At 51.2% G+C, this 20,024-nt stretch carries 16 protein-coding genes and 1 other RNA gene; 4 read left to right on the top strand and 13 right to left on the bottom strand.

All coding sequences use genetic code 11. From position 1 onward, the window contains the following. Nucleotides 1–77 precede the first annotated feature (77 nt). The 5 genes from argF to argC all read right to left on the bottom strand — a co-directional run bounded on the left by argF (nucleotide 78) and on the right by argC (nucleotide 5,506). Nucleotides 78–1,019, bottom strand: a complete 942-nt coding sequence (gene argF / locus Q4E64_RS08670; protein WP_303167460.1) for an ornithine carbamoyltransferase — start codon at nucleotides 1,017–1,019, stop codon at nucleotides 78–80. Nucleotides 1,020–1,039: 20 nt separating this feature from the next. Then, a complete protein-coding gene (locus Q4E64_RS08665) occupies nucleotides 1,040–2,230 on the bottom strand; it encodes an aspartate aminotransferase family protein (RefSeq protein ID WP_303167459.1) in 1,191 nt (396 codons plus the stop codon). 78 nt (nucleotides 2,231–2,308) lie between these two features. After that, a complete protein-coding gene (argB, locus tag Q4E64_RS08660) occupies nucleotides 2,309–3,199 on the bottom strand; it encodes an acetylglutamate kinase (RefSeq protein ID WP_303167458.1) in 891 nt (296 codons plus the stop codon). Between the two features lie 31 nt (nucleotides 3,200–3,230). After that, entirely contained in the window at nucleotides 3,231–4,436 is a 1,206-nt protein-coding gene (gene argJ, locus Q4E64_RS08655) for a bifunctional glutamate N-acetyltransferase/amino-acid acetyltransferase ArgJ (protein ID WP_303167457.1), read from the bottom strand. A gap of 35 nt (nucleotides 4,437–4,471) precedes the next feature. Further along, on the bottom strand, nucleotides 4,472–5,506 hold the full coding sequence (gene argC / locus Q4E64_RS08650; protein ID WP_303167456.1) for an N-acetyl-gamma-glutamyl-phosphate reductase: 1,035 nt from the start codon (nucleotides 5,504–5,506) through the stop codon (nucleotides 4,472–4,474). A 221-nt stretch (nucleotides 5,507–5,727) separates the two neighbouring features. On the opposite strand from argC, the gene Q4E64_RS08645 reads away from it, so the two are divergent. Then, nucleotides 5,728–6,552, top strand: a complete 825-nt coding sequence (locus Q4E64_RS08645) for a transglycosylase domain-containing protein (protein ID WP_303167455.1) — start codon at nucleotides 5,728–5,730, stop codon at nucleotides 6,550–6,552. A gap of 151 nt (nucleotides 6,553–6,703) precedes the next feature. On the opposite strand, the gene Q4E64_RS08640 is transcribed toward Q4E64_RS08645, so the two are convergent. Both Q4E64_RS08640 and Q4E64_RS08635 read right to left on the bottom strand, forming a co-directional pair. Next, the gene (locus tag Q4E64_RS08640; RefSeq protein WP_303167454.1) at nucleotides 6,704–8,200 is read right to left on the bottom strand and encodes an argininosuccinate lyase; all 1,497 of its coding nucleotides are present in this window, start codon (nucleotides 8,198–8,200) and stop codon (nucleotides 6,704–6,706) included. Between the two features lie 244 nt (nucleotides 8,201–8,444). Next, nucleotides 8,445–9,680: a M20 family metallo-hydrolase gene (locus Q4E64_RS08635; RefSeq protein WP_303167453.1), complete on the bottom strand. Its 1,236-nt coding sequence runs from the start codon at nucleotides 9,678–9,680 to the stop codon at nucleotides 8,445–8,447. Between the two features lie 176 nt (nucleotides 9,681–9,856). On the opposite strand from Q4E64_RS08635, the gene uraA reads away from it, so the two are divergent. After that, nucleotides 9,857–11,107 carry a uracil permease gene (gene uraA, locus Q4E64_RS08630; protein WP_303167452.1) on the top strand — a complete coding sequence of 417 codons (1,251 nt, stop codon included), beginning with the start codon at nucleotides 9,857–9,859 and terminating at the stop codon, nucleotides 11,105–11,107. A 53-nt stretch (nucleotides 11,108–11,160) separates the two neighbouring features. Here uraA and Q4E64_RS08625 read toward each other — a convergent pair whose 3' ends face one another. Beyond that, nucleotides 11,161–11,787, bottom strand: a complete 627-nt coding sequence (locus Q4E64_RS08625) for a 3'-5' exonuclease (RefSeq protein WP_303167451.1) — start codon at nucleotides 11,785–11,787, stop codon at nucleotides 11,161–11,163. Between the two features lie 150 nt (nucleotides 11,788–11,937). Between Q4E64_RS08625 and Q4E64_RS08620 the strand changes: the two genes are divergently transcribed. Together Q4E64_RS08620 and Q4E64_RS08615 are read left to right on the top strand one after the other, a co-directional pair. Beyond that, nucleotides 11,938–12,201 carry a TM1266 family iron-only hydrogenase system putative regulator gene (locus tag Q4E64_RS08620; RefSeq protein ID WP_303167450.1) on the top strand — a complete coding sequence of 88 codons (264 nt, stop codon included), beginning with the start codon at nucleotides 11,938–11,940 and terminating at the stop codon, nucleotides 12,199–12,201. 4 nt (nucleotides 12,202–12,205) lie between these two features. Next, on the top strand, nucleotides 12,206–12,406 hold the full coding sequence (locus Q4E64_RS08615; RefSeq protein WP_303167449.1) for a hypothetical protein: 201 nt from the start codon (nucleotides 12,206–12,208) through the stop codon (nucleotides 12,404–12,406). Between the two features lie 119 nt (nucleotides 12,407–12,525). Here the strand turns inward: Q4E64_RS08615 and ssrA are convergent. From ssrA to Q4E64_RS08590, 5 genes are all read right to left on the bottom strand, one after another. Then, nucleotides 12,526–12,872, bottom strand: a transfer-messenger RNA (tmRNA) gene (gene ssrA, locus Q4E64_RS08610). 145 nt (nucleotides 12,873–13,017) lie between these two features. Next, nucleotides 13,018–14,817, bottom strand: a complete 1,800-nt coding sequence (locus tag Q4E64_RS08605; protein ID WP_303167448.1) for an autotransporter outer membrane beta-barrel domain-containing protein — start codon at nucleotides 14,815–14,817, stop codon at nucleotides 13,018–13,020. Nucleotides 14,818–16,672: 1,855 nt separating this feature from the next. Next, nucleotides 16,673–17,140 carry an SsrA-binding protein SmpB gene (gene smpB, locus Q4E64_RS08600; RefSeq protein WP_303167511.1) on the bottom strand — a complete coding sequence of 156 codons (468 nt, stop codon included), beginning with the start codon at nucleotides 17,138–17,140 and terminating at the stop codon, nucleotides 16,673–16,675. 6 nt (nucleotides 17,141–17,146) lie between these two features. Next, the gene (gene rnr, locus Q4E64_RS08595; RefSeq protein WP_303167447.1) at nucleotides 17,147–19,477 is read right to left on the bottom strand and encodes a ribonuclease R; all 2,331 of its coding nucleotides are present in this window, start codon (nucleotides 19,475–19,477) and stop codon (nucleotides 17,147–17,149) included. A 68-nt stretch (nucleotides 19,478–19,545) separates the two neighbouring features. Continuing rightward, entirely contained in the window at nucleotides 19,546–19,959 is a 414-nt protein-coding gene (locus Q4E64_RS08590) for a PaaI family thioesterase (protein WP_303167446.1), read from the bottom strand. Between the last annotated feature and the right edge of the window lie 65 nt (nucleotides 19,960–20,024).

Here is a 20,024-nt window from a genome sequence, read left to right as displayed (position 1 = left end):
TGCAATCTTTTTGTATTATAGCACTTTTCATGCCGCAATCCAATAGTCTTGGGGCATGTATACAAAATTTTTTTTGCTTAGAGCGCCTCGTCGCTCATCAACAGCGCCATAATAGCTTTCTGCACGTGCAGGCGGTTTTCCGCTTCGTCGAATACTACGGAATGCGGCCCTTCCAGAACCTCCTCGGTAATTTCCTCGCCGCGGTGGGCAGGCAGGCAGTGCAGCACGATGGCCTCCGGGCGCGCGGTATCCAGCAGCTCCTGATTTATTTGATAATTATGCAGAGCTTGGAAGCGCACCTCGCGCTCCGCCTCCTCGCCCATGCTGGTCCACACGTCGGTATACAGCACGTCAGCGCCCTTAGCGGCCTTGAACAAATCTTCCTCCACGGTAATAGTGCAGCCGGTATGGGAAGCGTCCTCCTGCGCCAAACGCAACACCTCCGGGTCGGGCTGGTAGCCCCTGGGGCTGGCGCAAACCATGTTCATGCCCACTTTAGCGCAGGCGAACATCAGCGAATGAGCCATATTATTGCCGTCGCCCACATATACCAGCTTACGGCCTTTTAAGACCTCCATCTTTTCCTGAATGGTGAACATATCGGTCAGAGCCTGACAGGGATGCAGCAAATCCGTTAAACCGTTAATAACGGGCACCGTTGCATATTTAGCCAGCTCGATTACGGAATCATGGGAAAAGGTACGAATCATGATGCCGTCCACAAAGCGGGAAAGCACCCGCGCCGTATCGCGCACAGGCTCGCCGCGGCCGATCTGGGACGAAGCGTCGCTTAAATAAATCGGGTGCCCGCCCAGCTGCCAGAAGCCCACTTCAAAGGAGGTTCTGGTGCGGGTAGAAGCCTTGGAAAACAGCATGGCCAGGGTTTTGCCCTTTAAGTACTGATGCGGCTCGCCGGCCTTTTGCTTACGCTTCAGCTTTTTAGCCACATCTAAAATTGTAGCAACCTCGCCCACGGATAAATCGTGAATCGAAATTAAATCTTTATTCTTTAAGCCCATTTTTTACCCTCTCAATCACATCACAGCGCAGCCAGAGCTTTATCCAAAGCAGCCACTACAGTATCAATTTCTTCCTTACTGATAATCAAGGGCGGAACCAAACGAATAACATTGCCCGCAGTGCAGTTGACCACTACACGGTTCGCCAGGCAGCTTTCCACCACAGGCTTGCCCTCACCTGCCACCTCTACGCCCAAAATCAATCCGCGCCCGCGCACATCCTTCACCTTGGCGGGATATTTCGCTTGCAGCTTACGCAGCTCTTCCATAAAATATGCGCCCTTTTCCGCTACCTTGTCCACCAGGTTTTCGGAACGAATGGTAGCCAGCGTAGCGTAAACGGCGGCGCAGGCCAGCGGATTACCGCCGAAGGTGCCGCCGTGATCGCCGGGCTTGAATACATGCGCCAAACGCTCCGGCACGGCAAAGCCTGCTACCGGAAAGCCGCCGCCGATGCCCTTGGCAAAGGTAATTACGTCCGGCTTCACGCCGCTGTGCATATAAGCGAACCATTTGCCGGTACGGGCAACGCCGGTCTGCACCTCGTCAAAAATCAGCAAAGCGTCGTACTTGTCGCACAAGGCGCGCGCCTGCCGCAAATATTCGTCGCTGGGCACATGCACGCCGCCCTCGCCCTGAATGGGCTCCAGCAGAACTGCGCACACGTCCTCGTCCATAACTGCTTCCAACGCCTTAATATCGGCATAAGGAACCAGCACATGGCCGGGGCTCAGCGGGCCGTAGCCCACATGGTAATAATCGTGGCCCGTGGCGGCTAAAGTATCAAAGGTACGCCCATGGAACGATTCGTCGGCGGAAATAATTTTATATTTCGTGGACGACTTAGACACGCCATATTTGCGCGCCAGCTTCATCGCGCCCTCGTTGCCCTCCGCGCCGCAGTTGGCGAAGAACACGCGATCCATACCGGTGGCTTCAGCCACCATGCGCACGGCCTTAGCCTGAATTTCCGTATAATATAAATTGGAGCAGTGCATGATTTTAGCCGCCTGCTCGGCAATAGCCTTCACCAGCACCGGATGATTATAACCTAAAGAATTTACGGCAATACCGGCAAAAGCGTCGATGTACTCATTGCCTTCATTATCATAAACTTTACAGCCCTGCCCGTGGTCCAGCACCATATCATATCTGCCGAAAACGGGCAGATAATATTTTTCCGTCTGCTCGATAACAGTTTTCTTATCCATATCGCACCCTCTCTCTTAGCGGAAAAAATATAACAAAGGACCGACGCCAGCATCGGCCCCCTGCTTAAAATATCATTATCAGATTTCTTTAACGACCTCGGTGCCCACGCCCTCGTCGCTGAAAATTTCCATCAGGATGGTATGCTCGGCGCGGCCGTCGATAATATGGGTCTTTTTAGCGCCGCCGGACAAAGCGGTAATGCAGGCGCGAACCTTAGGAATCATGCCGCCGTCGATTTTGCCGCGGATAATCAGCTCCTGAGCCTTTTCAAAGGTCAGAGTAGAAATAAAGCTGTTCTCGTCGCGGTAATCGGAATAAATACCGCGCACGTCGGTCAGCACCAGCAGCTTTTCAGCCTTCAAGGCCCCGGCAATCTCACCGGCAACGCTGTCGGCGTTGATATTATAGGTTTCGCCCTGCGCGCCTACGCCGGTAGGAGCAATTACGGGGATAAAGCCGTTATTCAGCAGGCAGTCGATCAGTTCGGTGTTGATGTGTTCAACATTGCCTACATAACCGATATCCACAAGGTTTACCTCGCCGTTTTCATATACGTCCGCTAAATGTTTTTTAGCGCAGATCAGCTTAGCGTCCTTGCCGTTCAGGCCCACTGCCTTGCCGCCTAAAGTGTTCAGGCGCGCTACCAGGTCGGTATTGATTTTGCCGACCAAAGCCATTTCTGCGATGCCGACGGATTCAGCGTCGGTTACGCGCAGGCCGCTGACAAATTCGCTCTTTTTACCGGCCTGCATCAGCATACGGGTGATTTCCGGGCCGCCGCCGTGTACTACGACGGGACGCATACCGGCGCATTGCAAAAATACGATATCCTGCAGCACCTTATTTTTCAGCTCGTCGTTGAGCATGGCGTTGCCGCCGTATTTCACAACGATGGTTTTATTTTTAAAAGCGCTCAGGTACGGTAAAGCCTCCACTAAGGTTTGTACTTGATTGTCGTTCATTAACATTGTAAAATCCTCCTTTATATTTTATATCTGATCAGGTATGATACTCGCCGTTGATTTTTACATATTCATAGCTGAAGTCGCAGGTCCAGACCGTAGCTTTAGCGTCGCCTGCCGCCAAATCGATAGTCATGGAAATATCGTGTTCGGCCATGGTCGGCGCCAGCTTTTCGGCGGGCACGTTGCAGTTCATGCCGTTTTCCACCAGGCGGATGCCGCCGATTTCCAGGTTGACTTTATCCGCAGTCATAGCCGCGCCGCTGTAGCCCGCTGCGCAGACGATGCGTCCCCAGTTAGGGTCTTCGCCGAAAAACGCCGTTTTGACGAGCGGCGATTTAGCGATAGCCATAGCCGCCGTTTTGGCGTCGGCCGCGTCGGCCGCGCCCACCACGTTGACTTCCAGAAATTTCGTAGCGCCCTCGCCGTCGTGCGCGATCATCTTCGCCAAATCCGTAGCGCAAGCCAGCAAAGCTTCATAGAACGCCGGATAATCAGGATGCTCTTCGGATAAAATAATCTCATTTTCCGCCAGGCCGTTGGCCAGCACAATCATGCTGTCGTTGGTGCTGGTGTCGCCGTCGACCACCACCATATTAAAGGACTTGTCGGCAACGGCCTTCACCGTGCGTTTCAGCACATCGGGAGCGACGGCGGCGTCCGTAGTGATAAAGGTCAACATCGTCGCCATATTGGGGTGGATCATGCCCGCGCCCTTAGCGATACCGGCGATCTTCACCGTTTTGCCGCCGATTTCCGCCTCATAGGCAGCCCGTTTGATAAAGGTATCGGTGGTTTGAATGGCCATAGCGCAGCTTTCGCCCTCGCATTCGTCCATGCTGTCCACAGCGTCGGCAATGCCCGTCAGCAGCTTATCCATGGGCAAAAACTGCCCGATAACGCCGGTGGAGCAAACAAAAACCTCCTGCGGTTCGATGCCCAGCAACTCCGCCGCATGAGCCTGCATTTTTTTTGCGTCGTCCAAGCCCTGAGCGCCGGTGCAGGCGTTTGCGCAGCCGCTGTTGACCACGATGGCCTGAGCGTAGCCCTGCTTGTTGACCTCGCGGCAGACCAGCACGGGAGCCGCGCACATTTTATTTTGGGTAAATACTGCGCCGCAGGCAGCGGGCACGGTGCTGTAAATTACAGCCACGTCATGATTGCCGCTGGCCTTAATACCGGCTTTCACGCCGGCGGCCAAAAAGCCCTGGGGAGCAGTAACCCAGCCTTCAATCTTTTTCATGCTTTTCCCTCTTTTATTATCAATATTTTATACGCTTAGGGGACGATGGGCAGCTGACGCAGTCCGGCGGTTTCGTCCAAACCGAACATGACGTTCATATTCTGCACCGCCTGACCTGCAGCGCCCTTGACCAGATTATCGATGCAATTCATCACGATAATGCGACCGGTGCGCTTGTCCGTCTGCCAGCCAAGGTCGACATAATTAGAAGCGCGCACATTTTTCAATTCCGGGCAGCCGCCCTTGCCGCGCAGGCGAATAAAAAATTCCTTACCGTACATGGCCTGATAAGCCTCTTCAATCTGCGCGTCCGTAACGCCTTCCTTCAGCTGGCCGTAGCAGGTAGCCAGAATGCCTCTGTCCACAGGCAGCAAGTGGGGCGTAAATTGAATAACCACCGGCTCGCCGGCAAATTCGCTGTAAATTTGCTCTATCTCCGGCGTATGGCGGTGAGTCGCCACGCCGTAAGCCTTAAAGCTTTCGTTGACGCTGCAATACAGGCTGCCTGCCTTCAGGCTGCGGCCTGCGCCGGTCGTACCGGACTTAGCGTCCACAATAATTCCCTGATGCTCGATTAAATCATATTTTAAGAGCGGCACCATTGCCAAAATGCTGCAAGTGGTGTAGCAGCCTGGATTAGCCACCAGCTGCGCGCCGCGCACCTGCTCCCGGTACAGTTCCGTCAGGCCATAAACAGCCTGCGCCTCCGGGTCCTCGTGCTTCACCTTGTACCATTCTTCAAAAACGCGATAATCCTTAAATCTATAATCGCCGCCAAGATCGATGATTTTGGTTTTACTGCCGCGCAGCCTTTTGCCAATCTTCATAGCATGGCCGTGAGGCAGGGCGATAAAAATTACGTCGCTGTCGTCAGCAATAGCCTCGATATCCTGCATCGACGTCAAATTTTTTACAATACGCCCGGATAAATGGGGATACATGCCGGCAATAGCTTCGCCTGTACTGCTTTCGGAAGTAATCGCGGCAATTTCCGCCTCCGGATGTCCATCCAGCAGCCGCAAAAGCTCTACGCCTGCGTAACCGGTTGCCCCGATAACACTTGCTTTCATATACATCCTCCTTTATGTTTGATAATTATACATCCAACCTGCATAACATTGCAAGTGCTGTGCAAGGTTTTTTGCAAAAAAGGGCAAGAAACACTCATCCATTTTATGTTATATATTTTACTACGCCTGCGCGGATTTTCCTAGCATTTTTTATGTATTCTTTTGCCAAAAAGTCTATTTCTTGCTACAATATAATGAAGAAGTATAAGCGAGGTATGAGCATGATAAAAATACTGGTAATGGCGCTCCTGATTTTTGCCGGGATGGTCGGCTACGACGCGCTAACGGATAAGCCCCAGCCCGCCGCACCCGCGCAGCAGCAGGAGGAAAAAGTGAATAAGCATGAAAAAGCGGCCGCTATGGCGCTCTTCGTCAGCCTGCTGCCGCCTAAAGAGGAATGGCCGTCGCCTATGCAGAAATTTTATCTGGCCTTCAATATGGACGAGGTAATCGACCCTATCCGTCAAAGCCCCGACTGGACATCGCTGGACGCTATGAATCAGAATATCCCCCAGGCGCTGATAGCCATTGAGGACCACGCCTTTTACGAGCATGGCGCTATAGCCGTGGACGGCATTCTGCGCGCTCTGCTGGTAAACATCAGCGCGGGCGAAGTAGTGCAGGGCGGCAGCACGCTGACCCAGCAATTTGTCAAAAATGTTTTTCTTACCCACGAGCAAAGCATGGAGCGAAAAATTGAAGAAGCCATTCTTTCCCTTATGCTGGAGGATAACTATACCAAGGACGAAATCTTAGAGCTGTATCTGAACACCACTTATTTTGGAGCAGGCGCCAACGGTATTAAGCAGGCCGCCGCCAAATATTTTGGCAAGGCTCCCTCCGCCATGACGCTGGCCGAGGCCGCCGTTATCGCCGCGCTGCCCTACGCCCCCAGCGCCCTCAATCCGCTGGAAAATCCGCAGGGCTGCAAGGAGCGCCAGCTTTTAGTTTTGGCCTCCATGCATAAATATGGGCTGATTAACCAAGCCCAGCTAGCCGAAGCCAAAGCCGAAAAAATTTACTTGACTAACGGCACAGCTCTGTAAAATTTGACATTTCTCTTATTTATCGCTATAATATAAATACAAAGAGGTACTACCGATAAGCGGTTGTCCTTAAAAAATATCAGTTAAAAAATAACCGCAAGTTTTCTCAGGGCTGGCGGTTATTTTTTTGCGCTTTTTTCGATTTTTCTACCTATCTCAACAATGCGGCAAACTCGTTATTCAATTTCATTTCCGCGTCGGCAACTTTTGCCGCCGCCTGTTTTTGCCAATTTATATTTTGCGCCAAGTCTTTATCCGCCTGCGCAAACATAATTTTTAATTCCGACGGCTGCGGCCCGCCCTTAACGGCACGGTTATTAACGATGGCCACAGGGTCCAGACAGGCGCGAAATTCCGCTTCTGTCAGCGGCAGCTTCTGCGGCAGAGCTGCGTCCTCCTGCGCCAGCCGTTGATAAATAGCGCAGGCATCCGCATAAGTGAACTCGGAAGGAGGAATATTATGCGCCCGCGCATAGGTAACTATTTCCGACGCAAAATGATGGCCAGTGCGGAAGGGAACCTCATATTTCCGCATCAGCTCGTCGGCGATTTCCTGCGAGCAGGTCCAGTCCAGGTTAAGCTCCTCTAAAGCCCGCTCCGGGTTGACCTCCAGCGCATTAAGTATTTTATTAAACTGCTTCACCACGCTGATGGTCTGACGGGTAATGCTGTCCGTTCCCAGCAGCCGCCCGTCGGCCATGCCGGCAGGGATATTGTGAGCGCGGAAAACGCCGCCCACCGCCGTACCTAACAAGGTTGAGCAATCGGTACGCGCCTTGTTCAGAATGCCCGGATTGCGCTTCTGCGGCATAGCGCTGGAAACATAGGTATTGCCGTCGCCCTCCCGCAGTAAAATCCAGGGCCGCGGCTGCGCATACTGCTGCATAATTTCTTCAATAAAGCTGCCCATATGGATAGCAATGCTGCTGGCCACCGCGCCCATCTCCACCGGCGCTTCCTGCGGAAAAACCTGCCCGGCGTCATAAGTATTGTAGGCAATTTCATCAAAGCCCAGTAAATCCGCCATACGGTCCCTGTCCAAGGGCCAGCCCGTGCCGTTCAGCACTGTTGCGCCCATGGGCGAACGGTTCAAGCGCTTGTAATAGGCCTGCAAGCGCTGCATATCCCTGTCAAACGCCGCATTATAAGCCAAAAGGTAGTGAGCAAAGCTGTTGGGCTGGGCAGCCACACCGTTAGTGTAATTAGGCAGAATGGTCCTTTGCTGCTTTTCCGCCAGCTTCAGCAGGCTGCGCTGCATCTCGTTCAGCGCCGCAGCCAGCTCCAGCGCCTGCTCTCTTTGCATAGCCAGGCTCACCGTCGTCAGCATATCCTGACTGGAACGCCCTGCATGCAGCTTGGTTATTTCCGGTCCGGCAGCGTCGATCAGCAGCGGTTCAAAGGTTATTACCAGACCGGGACGCTGCCCGCCTGGCTCGTCCCCCTGCGCCAAAACTCTTTGCAGGCCCATGGCAAATTTATGGCCCTGCTCCTTAGTCAGCAGTCCCTCGTCAGTATTGATAACGGCAGTCGCCTTATTTATCTGCCCCAACCAATAAAAATTATCGCGCGGCGCGGCTTCACCTGCGGCGCAGTTCAGCGCCGTTCCGCTCGCAGCGCACAGCAGCAGCGCGGCTAAAAATTTTCTCATATAAAATTGCTCCTTTCTGACCAAATTGTTTTATATACAAGCATTACAACACTTTGACCACGGCTTTCGCTTCGCCTTCGGCTCCGCAATCGCTGTGTACAACATTTCGCCACAGGCATATGTTGTACATCACCTCTGCGTTCGCCTCCGGCTCCGCAATCGCTGTGTACAACATTATATCATACTTGTTTCACAAAAACAGCAACGGGACCGGCCCGCACGTCAGTCCCGTTATTTTTATCTTTTATTTTTTATTCGCTTCCCGTAGCAGAATATGGGCCAACACCTCTACGCCGCGGCAAATATCCTCGCTCCTGGCAAATTCCGCCGGATTGTGGCTGATGCCGCCGCGGCAAGGAATAAAAATCATCGTCGCAGGCGCCAGCTTCGCCATATTCATCGCGTCATGCCCTGCGCCGCTGTTCATATGCAGATAGCTGTAACCCAGCTCACGGCAAATCGTTTCGCTCTGCTGCGCCAAAGCGTCGCTTAACGCCACCGGCTTATCCGCCGTCAGCATTTCCCAGGTAATAGTCACGCTGTCCGCAGCGGCAACTGCGTCGGCCTGCTGCCGTACCGCCGCCAGCGTGCGCTCAATACTGGCGCAATCCACGCCGCGCACATCCACCCACAGCGTAACGGCTCCGGGCACCACATTGATGGAGCCGGGCTCTACCTCTACCACGCCCACGGTTCCCACCGTGCCATGTTCCTTCTCCCCAGTCGCACTCTCGTTAACCGCCAAAATCAGCTTAGCGGCAGCCACCAAAGCATCGCGCCGCATCCCCATAGGCGTTGCGCCCGAATGGTCGGCCATGCCCTGCACATACAGCTTGAAGCGCGTCGGCGCGGCAATATTATGCACAATGCCTATCTGATGTTGAGTTTCCTCCAATACCTTGCCCTGCTCGATATGCAGTTCGCTGAAGCTGCTGTAGCAGCCCGGCTGCAAGACAGCCTCGGTATATTTATCAGGGTCGCAGCCCCACTGCCGCAGCGCTTCAATAAAGGAAATATCCCCCTTTTTCGCGCTTTTATTTAAGGAAGCGGGCGTCGCCAATCCCGTCAGCAGCTTGCTTCCCATGGTAGCAAAACCAAAGCGGCTGGATTCCTCCGCTCTGAAAATAATAACCTCGATACTGCGCGTCAGGCTTTCGTCCTTCAGCATATACAAAGCCTCCAACGCGCCCACCACGCCGCACATACCGTCGTAAGCGCCGCCGTGAACCACCGTATCCAAATGGCTGCCGCAGGCCACCGGCGGCAGCTGCGGCTCCGTGCCCTCGCGCCGCAAGAAAACGTTGCCCACAGCGTCCTCCCGTATGCTCAGCCCTAAATCCGCTACCTGGCGTAGCAGCCAGCTTTGCGCTTCCCTATCCAGGGCGCTGTAGCTCAAACGGGTAATACCCTCTGCGGTGGCGCCGAACTGCGCCAGTCCGGCCAACAGATTATCTACTCGTGCTTTATTGATTGCTTGCATGATGCCGCCTCCTCATTTGTATAACCCACAACTAAATAAACAATAAACAACTAAAATCATTATACGTCCCCTAAGGCGATTACGCAAGACGCTTCTTTCGCAGAAATAGCTTGCATTTCCCGCTGTTTCAACTTAAAATTATGAGTGGAAAAATTTTTAGGAAAGAGGTTTTTGCCATGGAACACCGAGTTATTCAAGTAGAAGAACGCCCGCCGCTGCTGCTTAACATTCCGCTGAGCATGCAGCATCTTTTTGCCATGTTCGGCTCCACCGTTCTCGTACCGTTTTTATTTAAAGTCAGCCCCACTACCTGCCTGTTTATGAACGGCTTAGGCACGTTGCTGTACATCTTTTTAACCAAAGGTAAGATTCCCTCCTATCTGGGTTCCAGCTTCGCCTTCATTTCGCCGGTGCTGCTGATTATTTCTAATACCAGCTACAGCCACGCGCAGTCCGGCTTCATAGTTTTCGGCCTGCTCTTTATGCTCTTTTCGCTGATTATTCATTTTGTAGGCACTAAATGGATTGACGTAATCTTCCCGCCTGCCGCCATGGGTGCTATCATCGCCGTTATCGGTCTGGAGCTGGCTCCTACTGCCGCCGGCATGGCCGGCCTGACCGGCGATAATATCGTCGCCGCCAACATCGCCGTTTCCATGTTCACGCTGGCGGTCGGCGTTATCGGCTCCGTAGCTTTCCGCGGCTTTATGAGCATTATCCCCATTCTTTTCGGCGTTATCTGCGGTTATATTTTCGCCGCCTTCATGGGTATGGTCAACTTCCAGCCAATTATCGACGCTCCCTGGTTCCAGGTGCCGCATTTTTACGCGCCCGTCTTTGACCTCAGCGCCATTATGATTATCGCTCCCGCTGCGCTGGTCGTTATGGCGGAACATATCGGCCACTTAGTCGTTACAGGCAATATCGTCGGCCGCGACCTTATTAAAGACCCAGGACTTTCCCGCTCCATGTTTGCCGACGGTTTATCCAATGTTATCAGCGGCTTTGCCGGCGCTACGCCCAACACTACCTATGGTGAAAACATCGGCGTTATGGCCATCACCAAGGTTTACAGCACCTGGGTAATCGGCGGCGCTGCCGTTATGGCCATCATCCTGTCCTTCTGCGGCAAGCTGTCCCAACTGATTCACAGTATTCCCGTCCCGGTTATGGGCGGCATCTGCATTCTGCTCTTCGGCGTTATCGCTTCCTCCGGCATCCGTGTGCTGGTAGAAAGTAAGGTGGATTACAGCAAGTCTGCCAATCTGGTTATGACCTCCGTAATTATGATTATCGGCCTGTCCGGCGCCAAGCTGTCCTTCGGCGCTTTTTCCGTACAGGGCATGGTGCTGGCAACGCTGGTCGCCATTATTATGAGCCTGCTCTTTAAGCTGTTCCAATACCTGCATCTGATGGACGAATTTTAAACTATACAACAAATGCCTGCATACCTTCATGGTATACAGGCATTTTTGCTTGCTTAGAAAAGAGATTCCATAATTGGTTCCTCAGGCGGAACCTCCGGCTGCTGCTCGCATAGCGTAACGCCGCTGCGGCGCACCTCGCCGCATTGCAGCTTATACAGCGCCGCCAGCTGGCGAAAATCCTGCGCCGGCGTCTTAGCCAGTACAGCGTTGACAATAGCGGCGCAGGCTCTGGCATCGTCCAAAGCCTGATGATGCTGAAATTTAAAGCCCACATATGCGGCTACATAGTCCAGACTGAAGCGCTCTAAAAATGGAAAGGCCTGCTTGGCCAGCAGCCAGCTGCACAAAAAATCAAAGTCAGGCAGCGGCAGATAATATGTCTCCAGCGTACTGCGCAGCACATTAACGTCAAATTTTGCAAAATGCGCCACTACCTGTTTATTTTGCAGACGCGGTAAAATTTCCGGCCACAGCTCCTTGAAGCCGGGCTTATCCAGAACCATCTCCTGCGTAATACTGTTGACAGCAATATTATCGGGGTCAAAATATAAATATTTCGGACGAATCAGCTGATAATATTCATCAACAATACGCCCGTCCTTAACCGTTACCAAGCCAATGGAGCAGGCGCTGTTGCGGCTCTTATTGGCAGTTTCAAAATCTAATGCGACAAATTCCATGAATACCTCCTGGGTTTGTATGAATTTAAGCGATACCAATATCATACCACGCAGCGTAAAATCTCTCAATAATTATAGCAAGCATTTTACAGCAAAATATGCTATACTAATAATAACAAATACTACAGACAGATACTCAAGGAGGTCGCTATGGATACAAGAGTTGCCGTTATTTCTATTATAGTCGCTCAGGAAGAATCTGTAGCACGGCTCAATAGCCTGCTGCACGATTATGCACAATATATCATCGGTCGTATGGGTCTGCCCTATCGCGCCAAGGGCGTAAATATTATCTGCGTGGCGGCAGATGCTCCCCGCGACATTATCAGCGCTCTTTCAGGCAAGCTGGGAGAGCTTCCCGGCGTAACGGCCAAAACCGCCTATGCCAATGTTGAAGGCGCCGCTAAGGAGTAAGCTTATGCTGAATATTCTCTTCGCACTATTTCTTTTCGGCATGCTGGTATCGCTGTGCGTCAAAGCGTTTATGCGCGCTCTGAATAATCAGGAGCCGCTGAGCGCCAAGGAAGCGGCGCTGCTTGTAGCCCTTTCCATCGGCTGCCTTGTCGCCCTCAGCGCCGGAGCCAACGCCGTATACCACACGCCGCTGATCTTCTTTTAACGCCGGACATTAAAAGCCCACGCCTAAGCAGACGTGGGCTTTTTGCTGCGCTCATTACGATTTCCAAGAGCGCTTTGATTCCACCTTATATAAACAACAGAAATCTCTCTGCCAATAGCTGGTGGAGATGAGGGGAGTCGAACCCCTGTCCGAAAATATTGCCATACAACTTTCTCCGAGCGCAGACGACATATTGCTTTTCGCTTCCCAAAAGCCTATCGACGGGCGTCCAGGTCGCTATCCCGCAGAGTTTCCCGTAAGGCCCACGGGAGTCGGCCCTACAGTATCCTACATATTGACTGTCATTCTTCGCCTATAGGAGGAGCTCAGACGACAGTTAGCAGTTAAGCTGCTAAAGCGTATTCTTTATCAGCGTTTATATTTAAACGTCCCAACAGTTAACGTGTGCCGGACCACGGCTCGCTTATCATACCGCACCTATCCCCGTCGAAACCAGTACATCCCCGAAATTTTATTAAAGTCATTATAACACACTGCCGCTGTCATTGTCGATATGGCAGTCCAAAATTTCACAAAGACGTACAACTTCTAAACGTCCACACAACAAACTCAACTAATACCAAAAATTTTGCCTACTTTTACAGAACCGTTTAGAAACTCCAGCGCACACCCGCGTTCCACTGCCACGGCGTCGCCACGTCGCCGCCGTAGGTTTTTTCTACGTCAAAGTACAAATGCGCCACTTCGCTCAGGTTGATGTTCGTGCCTACGCCGACCTCCCACCAGCCGCCGCCGAGGTCTTGCTCAAAGCGTTTGTTCTGTATGCCATAGCTGTAACGCACGTCCGTCTCGCCGTCGAAATCGTACAGGTACGACGCGCGCAGGTACACGTTGCCCTTGCCTTGCGCCAAATTTTTGCCTAAAGCGAAGCCCAATCGGCCTACCACGCTGTCCATGCCCTCCTGCCGCACTCTGACGCCGTTATTCGTAAGATACTCGCCGCTGCTTACTCTGCCGTAAGTCAGCTCTACCTGCGGTTCTATCCACAAACCATTTTCTTGCGTAAAGCGCTTGCCGTATTCGGCGCTCAGGCTGTAACCGTTCGTATCAAAGTCCCCTTTGCCCGCGCCGCCGTATACTTCATACTCGTGTTCCAGACGCGCGTAGCGGGCGATTAAATCAATAAAGCTGCCGTCGTCGTTCAAACGGCTGCCGTAAATTGCCAGACCCTTGTGCTTGTTTTCGCCCTTGCCGTAACTAAAGCTGCTTTCCGCGTCCGTATAGGTCAGCGCCGCGCCCACGGTCCAGCGCTTATCAACGCTCAATTTTTCATCGTAGCCTAATTGATAAGCGTTATACTGATTTTTAATATTTTGGTTGCCATACTTAGCTTCACCGCGGGTCATGCGCACCCAGACGCCGTGTTCGCCCACGCTGTCGCGCAGCTCGCCCAAGCGCTTGTTCATATCGTTGTTTTCCTGCCGCCAGGTCATGAGCGCGATAGAAGCCATTTCGCTGATGCCCTGGTTGGCGGGGTTGACTTCTTCCTTCACGCTGGACTTGATGATATTGTTTTTGGCGTCAGTCATAGCTTCCGTCGGGCCTAAAATTTTACCTGCTGCAGACGCAACCTTTCTGCTTTGGTCACCACTTTGCTTGTTAATCGAAGCCGTATAAGCCAGGGATTGCAAGCCCGCTTCGATATTGTCCGATTCAAAGCTGTCGGTAATATCGCTGTTGCCGTTAATCGTTACGCCGCTGCCGTCCATTTTGTCGATAACTACTTGCGCCGGAGTGAGCGAAGCCACGTTGATAGTTAAATCGCTGCCGCTAAAATCTTTTACGTTAATTTGTCTTTCCTTATCGGATTGCAAATTAAAAGTCAAACCTTTGCCGCTCATAGCGTTAGTCGTAAGAGAACCGCCGTCGCTGGTAACAACGCCGCTGTCGGCCATAGCAAGAGATTTAGTTTCAAAAGTTGCGGAGTCGGCTAAAGCAACGGATTGGACATCGTTGACTGCGCCTGTAGCGGTCAAAGTAGCTTTCGCGCCCACGCCGACGTTTTGCAATTCATATTCAGCATTGTTTAAAGCAAAGCTACCGCCGTCTAAAATATTGAGGTTGTCGACATTGAAGCCCTTGCTGTCGGCAGCATCCGCGCCGTTGGCAACTTTAAGCGTTTCGGCGGCGACAACACCGGAGTTGTTTAACGTGCCTTCGATGGTGAGGTTGGTGATTTGGTCGCCGTCGGCGGTTTTGGCGATGAAGCCATTATATGCCATATTATTATTGTGATACTCTTTATTGTTAACAATAATATTGCTCCCTATGGTAGCTTGCGTTCTATCAAAAATTATCTTGCCATAATTGTCTATTTCACCACTACTGTCACCATTATACTCAATAGAATCGTGAATTACAATTGTCCCGCTAGAGTTTCCCGGTTGCATATTTATTTCTCCATTAGTAATCTTCTTACTAAACACTAAATTATCTGCTTCCACGCGACATTCTTGATAATTACTAGTATTTACAATTTCATTATTTAAACTTCCTACTTCTAAAAGCTTGGTTTTTACCTGTCCTCCATTTCTAACCCATAATTCAAAAGGAGCTGTTATTTGTTCTTTAATATTCAAAAGCGCTTTATCTTTTACGTGTACAGAAAGCCCTGCTGTTAATCTATTGAGAGTTTCCGTAGCATTTTTTGCTATGATCGCCTTAGAGCCAGTTAACGAAAATGTTCCCGTTACTTTTAAATTATCCTGCGTAACAAACAACGTACCTGTATTTGATACGCTACCCTTAATTTCTTTATCTCCATTATAAATAAATTGCCCAGAATTATTTAATGCGCCAGCATTTACATTAACTGAACCATTAATAATTAACGTTCCCCTATTTGTTGAAGTCTGACGTCCATTAATAGTTAAAGAACCTATATTAGCATTTCCAGTATTCATAAAAGTACTATATTCATTACTCAAAACTATATTAGCCCCTTCTGCGTTAATAGTGCCCCCTTCAATACTCTGTTGCATATATTGTTTATATCCATTCTGAAAATGACCATTTACTGTCAAAGTAACTCCAGAATCAATATTCATCACAGCGCCATTAAAGTTTTCTACAAATGAAGCACTGCTAGATGTCATAACATCACCTTTGATATTTAAACAAGCTTTATTGTTATTTGTAATATCTTGGTTTATATTACCACCACTAATAGTCGCAATAGCATTCTCGCCATCATTCAAAAAACTACCGTTTTTAGTGTTCAAATTTTCTGCTTCCAACTTGCCTTGGTTTTTAATACTTTCGACCGTTAATGTACCAATATTTTGTATCGTTCCTTGATTAACAACGCCGTATTTATCATTCTCAACAGTTCCATCTACTGTAACATTATACCTGCTTTCTTCTGTACCATCTAACGTAGCACCGCTATTTACACTTAAACCGGCTTCATAAGTTGCATCACCGCTCAAAGTCTCCGCCCACGCGCCGCACGGCATCGCAAGCAACAACCCCAACGTTATCGCCCGCGCTAAAATTTGTTTCCGTTTCATATACACCAAATCCTTTCATCATAAAAATTTTATATACGTGCGGTGTGCTGCCGCAAAAGAAAACAAGAATCAAACTCCCCCAGTCACCTTCGGTGACAGCCCCCTCTAAGAGGGGGCACAAAACTAAACTTTACTCTTTTGCTCCCTCCTAGAGGGAGCTGTCAGCGCAGCTGACTGAGGGAGATTGCACTACCTGCGATAGCAATCCCCTGCCGCGGAGACCGGAACGCACGACGGCTGCGGTCGCTTTGCTATGTGTTGCGATTGTTATATTGCAACTGATCAATCGACCGCCCGTTCAGCGTGAGTGTAGCATAACGTTTATGCCCTTTCCTGCTTCGTGCATTAAGGCCATGCCAACGGGCGTGACAGTAGGCGGCGGAATCCGGCGTAGCGGCTAAAGGCCCTTTTGGCATACTTTTTCGTGCCTTTACGAAAAAGTATGATATAAACAGCGCTACCCTCCGGTAGCACGCCTCACGAAAAAAATCTTGCAGCCCATCCTTCCCCTCTTCATTATAACACTCTTGTCCCCCCCGACAAGCTTTTACTACGCAAAAACTTTACTTTCTCTAGCTTGTCGCCTGTTTTACTTTCGGCCCTAAGCCTAATCCCCTTGCGCGTAAAAATCAAAACGCAAAAAAGCAGCCCGAAGCAAACTCCAGACTGCTTAATTCATTTTTCACTTGTAAATTTTAAAACGCACGCGTCTTTTGAAAAAGATTTCTCAAAAATTTTACCGGCTCCGCTCCTTCAACGCCCGCTCCATTTCCCGCTTAGCGTCGCGCTTCGCCATGTCCTGCCGCTTATCGTAATTTTTCTTGCCCACCGCCAAGGCCAGCTCCAGCTTTACCAGCCCGCGCTTAAAATACAACTTGAGCGGCACCAGCGCATAGCCCTTTTCCTTCACCTTGCCGATAAGCTTATTGATTTCCTGTCGGTGCAGCAGCAAACGGCGGCTACGCAAGGGATCATGGTTAAAAATATTACCATGGTCGTAAGGGCTGATGTGCAGATTATACACAAAGACTTCTGCCCGGCGCGTCACCTGGGCGTAGCTGTCCTTCATATTGGCTCTGCCTGCCCGCAGCGATTTTACTTCCGTACCCGTCAAGGCGATGCCCGCCTCAAAGGTTTCGTAAATAGTAAAATCGTGCCGCGCCTTACGGTTTTCTGCAATAATTTTAATTTTTTCTTCTGCCATCATCTATTATTTCTTCTTTCTGCGCTTCTTGGATTTATCCGCAGGCTTGCCATGCTTGCCGCTGCGGCGTCCCGGCTGCTTATTCTTCAAGCCCTTGCTGCGCTCGTGCTTTTTCTTGTTGGTTTCGGCGCTCAAAGCGGCGCGCTGGCTGCTGAATCCCTTGGCAGGTTTCTGCCTGGACAGCAGCTGCTGACGGATATGCTCGCGCACGCCTGCGTTTTCTCCCGCCATAATAAAATCGATGGCTACGTCGCTGATATTAACCTGCAAAACCTCGATGCGCACCTTATCGCCCAAACGATAAACGTGCCCCGTATGCGTACCTACCAGCGCATAACGCTCCTCGAAAAATTCGTAATAATCGTCCATCAGGCTGGAAATATGCACCAGGCCCTCCACGCCGTTGGCCAGCTCTACGAACATACCGAAGGCCGTAACGCCGGAAATAACGCCGTCGTATTCCTCGCCGATATGGTCGGCCATATACTCGCATTTTTTCAGCTCTACCGTAGCGCGTTCGGCGTCGGCAGCGGCGCGTTCACGAATAGAAGAATGCTCCGCAATCATGTCCAGCTTTTCCGTCAGCGGCTCGATCTCGCTGCTTTTCAGCTTAGGCGCTTGCAGCCATTGCCGCAGCAGGCGATGAACGATCAAATCAGGATAGCGGCGGATAGGCGAAGTAAAATGCGTATAATACTTAGCCGCCAAACCAAAATGCCCGATATTGTCCGTCTGATACACAGCCTGCTTCATAGAGCGCAGCGCTACCGTAGTAATCAGCCGTTCCTCCGGCCTGCCTGCTATCGCCTTAACGGCCTGCTGTACCTCCTTGGGCTTCGTTTCCTCGCTCACACGGAACTTGACGTTAAAATTAGCCAGCAGCTTGGCCAGCTCCTGCATTTTATCCTCCGCAGGCACGTCATGGACACGGTAAACAAAGGGCCACTTCTGCTTAAACATATGTTGCGCCACGGTTTCGTTAGCCGCCAGCATAAATTCTTCGATAATGGATTCTGCATTGCCATGAACGCGCTGAACAATCTCGATTGGATGCAGCTTTTCATCCAAAATTACCTTCTGCTCCGGCAAATCAAAATCCACTGCTCCGCGGCGGGCGCGTTTATCGTGCAGTATCTGGCGCAGCTCATCCATCTTCGCCAGCATGGGCACAACGTCCTCATAACGCTGGCACAGCTCCTTATCGTCGGCTAAACATGAACGCACAATATTATAGCTCAAGCGATGGCGCACATTGATAACCGCCGGGAAGATTTCGTAGCTCAGCGCTGCGCCCTTGCCGTCGATACGCATTTCGCAGGCCATAGCCAGACGATCCTCGCCGGCGTTCAAGCTGCAAATACCGTTAGATAAGCGCTCCGGCAGCATGGGCAGCACCCTGTCCACCAAATAAACGCTGGTACCGCGCTCCCGCGCTTCTTTATCCAGCACGCTGTCTTCCGTCACATAATAGCTGACGTCGGCAATATATACGCCCAGCAGAAATTCGTCCTTGCTAATTTGCTCCACATACACGGCGTCGTCCAAGTCCTTGGCGTCCTCGCCGTCCACCGTTACCACAGTTCGGCCGCGCAGGTCGCGCCGTCCCGCCAGCTCGCTCTTTTTAATCGTCTTCGGCACCTTGCGGGAAGCGGCCAAAACCTCCTCCGGAAATTCCAGCGGCAAATCATTCTGCTTAATGATGGACAAAATCTCCAGGCCCACGTCGCCCAAATTGCCTAAAATCTCAACGACCTTACCCTCGGCCTTGCGGTGCTCCTGGGGCCAGGCCGTAATCTCTACTACAACCTTCTGTCCGTCCTGCGCCTTATTAAAATCGCGCTTCATCACATACACGTCCTGCCCGATACGCTTATCATCCGGCGTTACGAACGCAAAGTCGCCGCTTTGATGGAAAACGCCTACTACCTTATTATTGGCGTGAACAATAATGCGCAGAATTTCGCCCTCCGGCTTTTTGCCATGCGTATCGTTATTCACGCGCGCCAGTACCCTGTCGTTATTCATAGCTCCGTTCAGAGAGCGCGGCGGTATAAACACATCGGGTCTGTCGCCCTTATTATCGGGAATAACAAAGCCAAAGCCCTTGCTGGTCAGCTGAAAGCGTCCGGCCACCAGACCCATTTTTTCCGGCAAGCCGTAAGTTTCAAAACGAGTCTTGATAATCTCGCCGTTTTGCTCCAAGGCCAGCAGCTCCTGCCAAAAATCCGTAGCGCTGCATTCTCCGGCCAGCGCGTCCAGCAGCTCCTCCGCCGTCAGCGGCGCATAGCTGCCGTCGCGCATCAAACTTAAAATTTTTTCATGAATTTTCTTATGCATAACCTAAATACCTTTCATACTTTCGCATAACAAACGTCTAAGGCTGTTTGCTGCAGGCAGCGCAAGCCTCAGTCCTCCTTAATCATCATTTTAGAGGTGGATTCTGCCAGCACCGTGCCGTCCTTACGGCAGATGGCGCCCTGCATCTCTACCATACGCCCTTTACGCCGCAGCTCGCGGCCGGTACAAATAACTTCCTCGCCAATAGCCAGGGGCTGGCGGTAGCGAATTTCTATTTTCGCCGTATACGACGGTTTGCCTTCCTTGCAGTACAGATAATTTCCCGTCACCTCGTCCAGCAGCACAGCTACCAGCCCTCCGTGCATACGCCCCGTATAGCTTTGATGCTCGCGGCGCGGTGTAAAATAAGCCCGGCAGCAGTCGTCGTCAATTTCAAAGCGCATATGCAGGCCGCTGGGATTATCCCTGCCGCAGGCAAAGCACCAGCTGTATTCGTTATTCTCCAAAAGGCTTTTATCCATATCTTTCCCTCTCGTATAATATATTCAGAAGCGAAAAAACAGCTTCTATAAATTAATATATTTAT

The sequence above is a fragment of the Phascolarctobacterium sp. genome (assembly GCF_030531065.1).
Taxonomy (GTDB): domain Bacteria; phylum Bacillota; class Negativicutes; order Acidaminococcales; family Acidaminococcaceae; genus Phascolarctobacterium_A.
Note: the sequence above shows the minus strand (reverse complement) of the source record. Positions and strands in the feature narration are given on the sequence as shown.

Coding starts and splice junctions, on each gene's coding strand:
- argF (WP_303167460.1), bottom strand. CDS start 1,019: ATGGGCTTAAAGAATAAAGATTTAATTTCGATTCACGATTTATCCGTG.
- Q4E64_RS08665 (WP_303167459.1), bottom strand. CDS start 2,230: ATGGATAAGAAAACTGTTATCGAGCAGACGGAAAAATATTATCTGCCC.
- argB (WP_303167458.1), bottom strand. CDS start 3,199: ATGTTAATGAACGACAATCAAGTACAAACCTTAGTGGAGGCTTTACCG.
- argJ (WP_303167457.1), bottom strand. CDS start 4,436: ATGAAAAAGATTGAAGGCTGGGTTACTGCTCCCCAGGGCTTTTTGGCC.
- argC (WP_303167456.1), bottom strand. CDS start 5,506: ATGAAAGCAAGTGTTATCGGGGCAACCGGTTACGCAGGCGTAGAGCTT.
- Q4E64_RS08645 (WP_303167455.1), top strand. CDS start 5,728: ATGATAAAAATACTGGTAATGGCGCTCCTGATTTTTGCCGGGATGGTC.
- Q4E64_RS08640 (WP_303167454.1), bottom strand. CDS start 8,200: ATGAGAAAATTTTTAGCCGCGCTGCTGCTGTGCGCTGCGAGCGGAACG.
- Q4E64_RS08635 (WP_303167453.1), bottom strand. CDS start 9,680: ATGCAAGCAATCAATAAAGCACGAGTAGATAATCTGTTGGCCGGACTG.
- uraA (WP_303167452.1), top strand. CDS start 9,857: ATGGAACACCGAGTTATTCAAGTAGAAGAACGCCCGCCGCTGCTGCTT.
- Q4E64_RS08625 (WP_303167451.1), bottom strand. CDS start 11,787: ATGGAATTTGTCGCATTAGATTTTGAAACTGCCAATAAGAGCCGCAAC.
- Q4E64_RS08620 (WP_303167450.1), top strand. CDS start 11,938: ATGGATACAAGAGTTGCCGTTATTTCTATTATAGTCGCTCAGGAAGAA.
- Q4E64_RS08615 (WP_303167449.1), top strand. CDS start 12,206: ATGCTGAATATTCTCTTCGCACTATTTCTTTTCGGCATGCTGGTATCG.
- Q4E64_RS08605 (WP_303167448.1), bottom strand. CDS start 14,817: ATGCAACCGGGAAACTCTAGCGGGACAATTGTAATTCACGATTCTATT.
- smpB (WP_303167511.1), bottom strand. CDS start 17,140: ATGGCAGAAGAAAAAATTAAAATTATTGCAGAAAACCGTAAGGCGCGG.
- rnr (WP_303167447.1), bottom strand. CDS start 19,477: ATGCATAAGAAAATTCATGAAAAAATTTTAAGTTTGATGCGCGACGGC.
- Q4E64_RS08590 (WP_303167446.1), bottom strand. CDS start 19,959: ATGGATAAAAGCCTTTTGGAGAATAACGAATACAGCTGGTGCTTTGCC.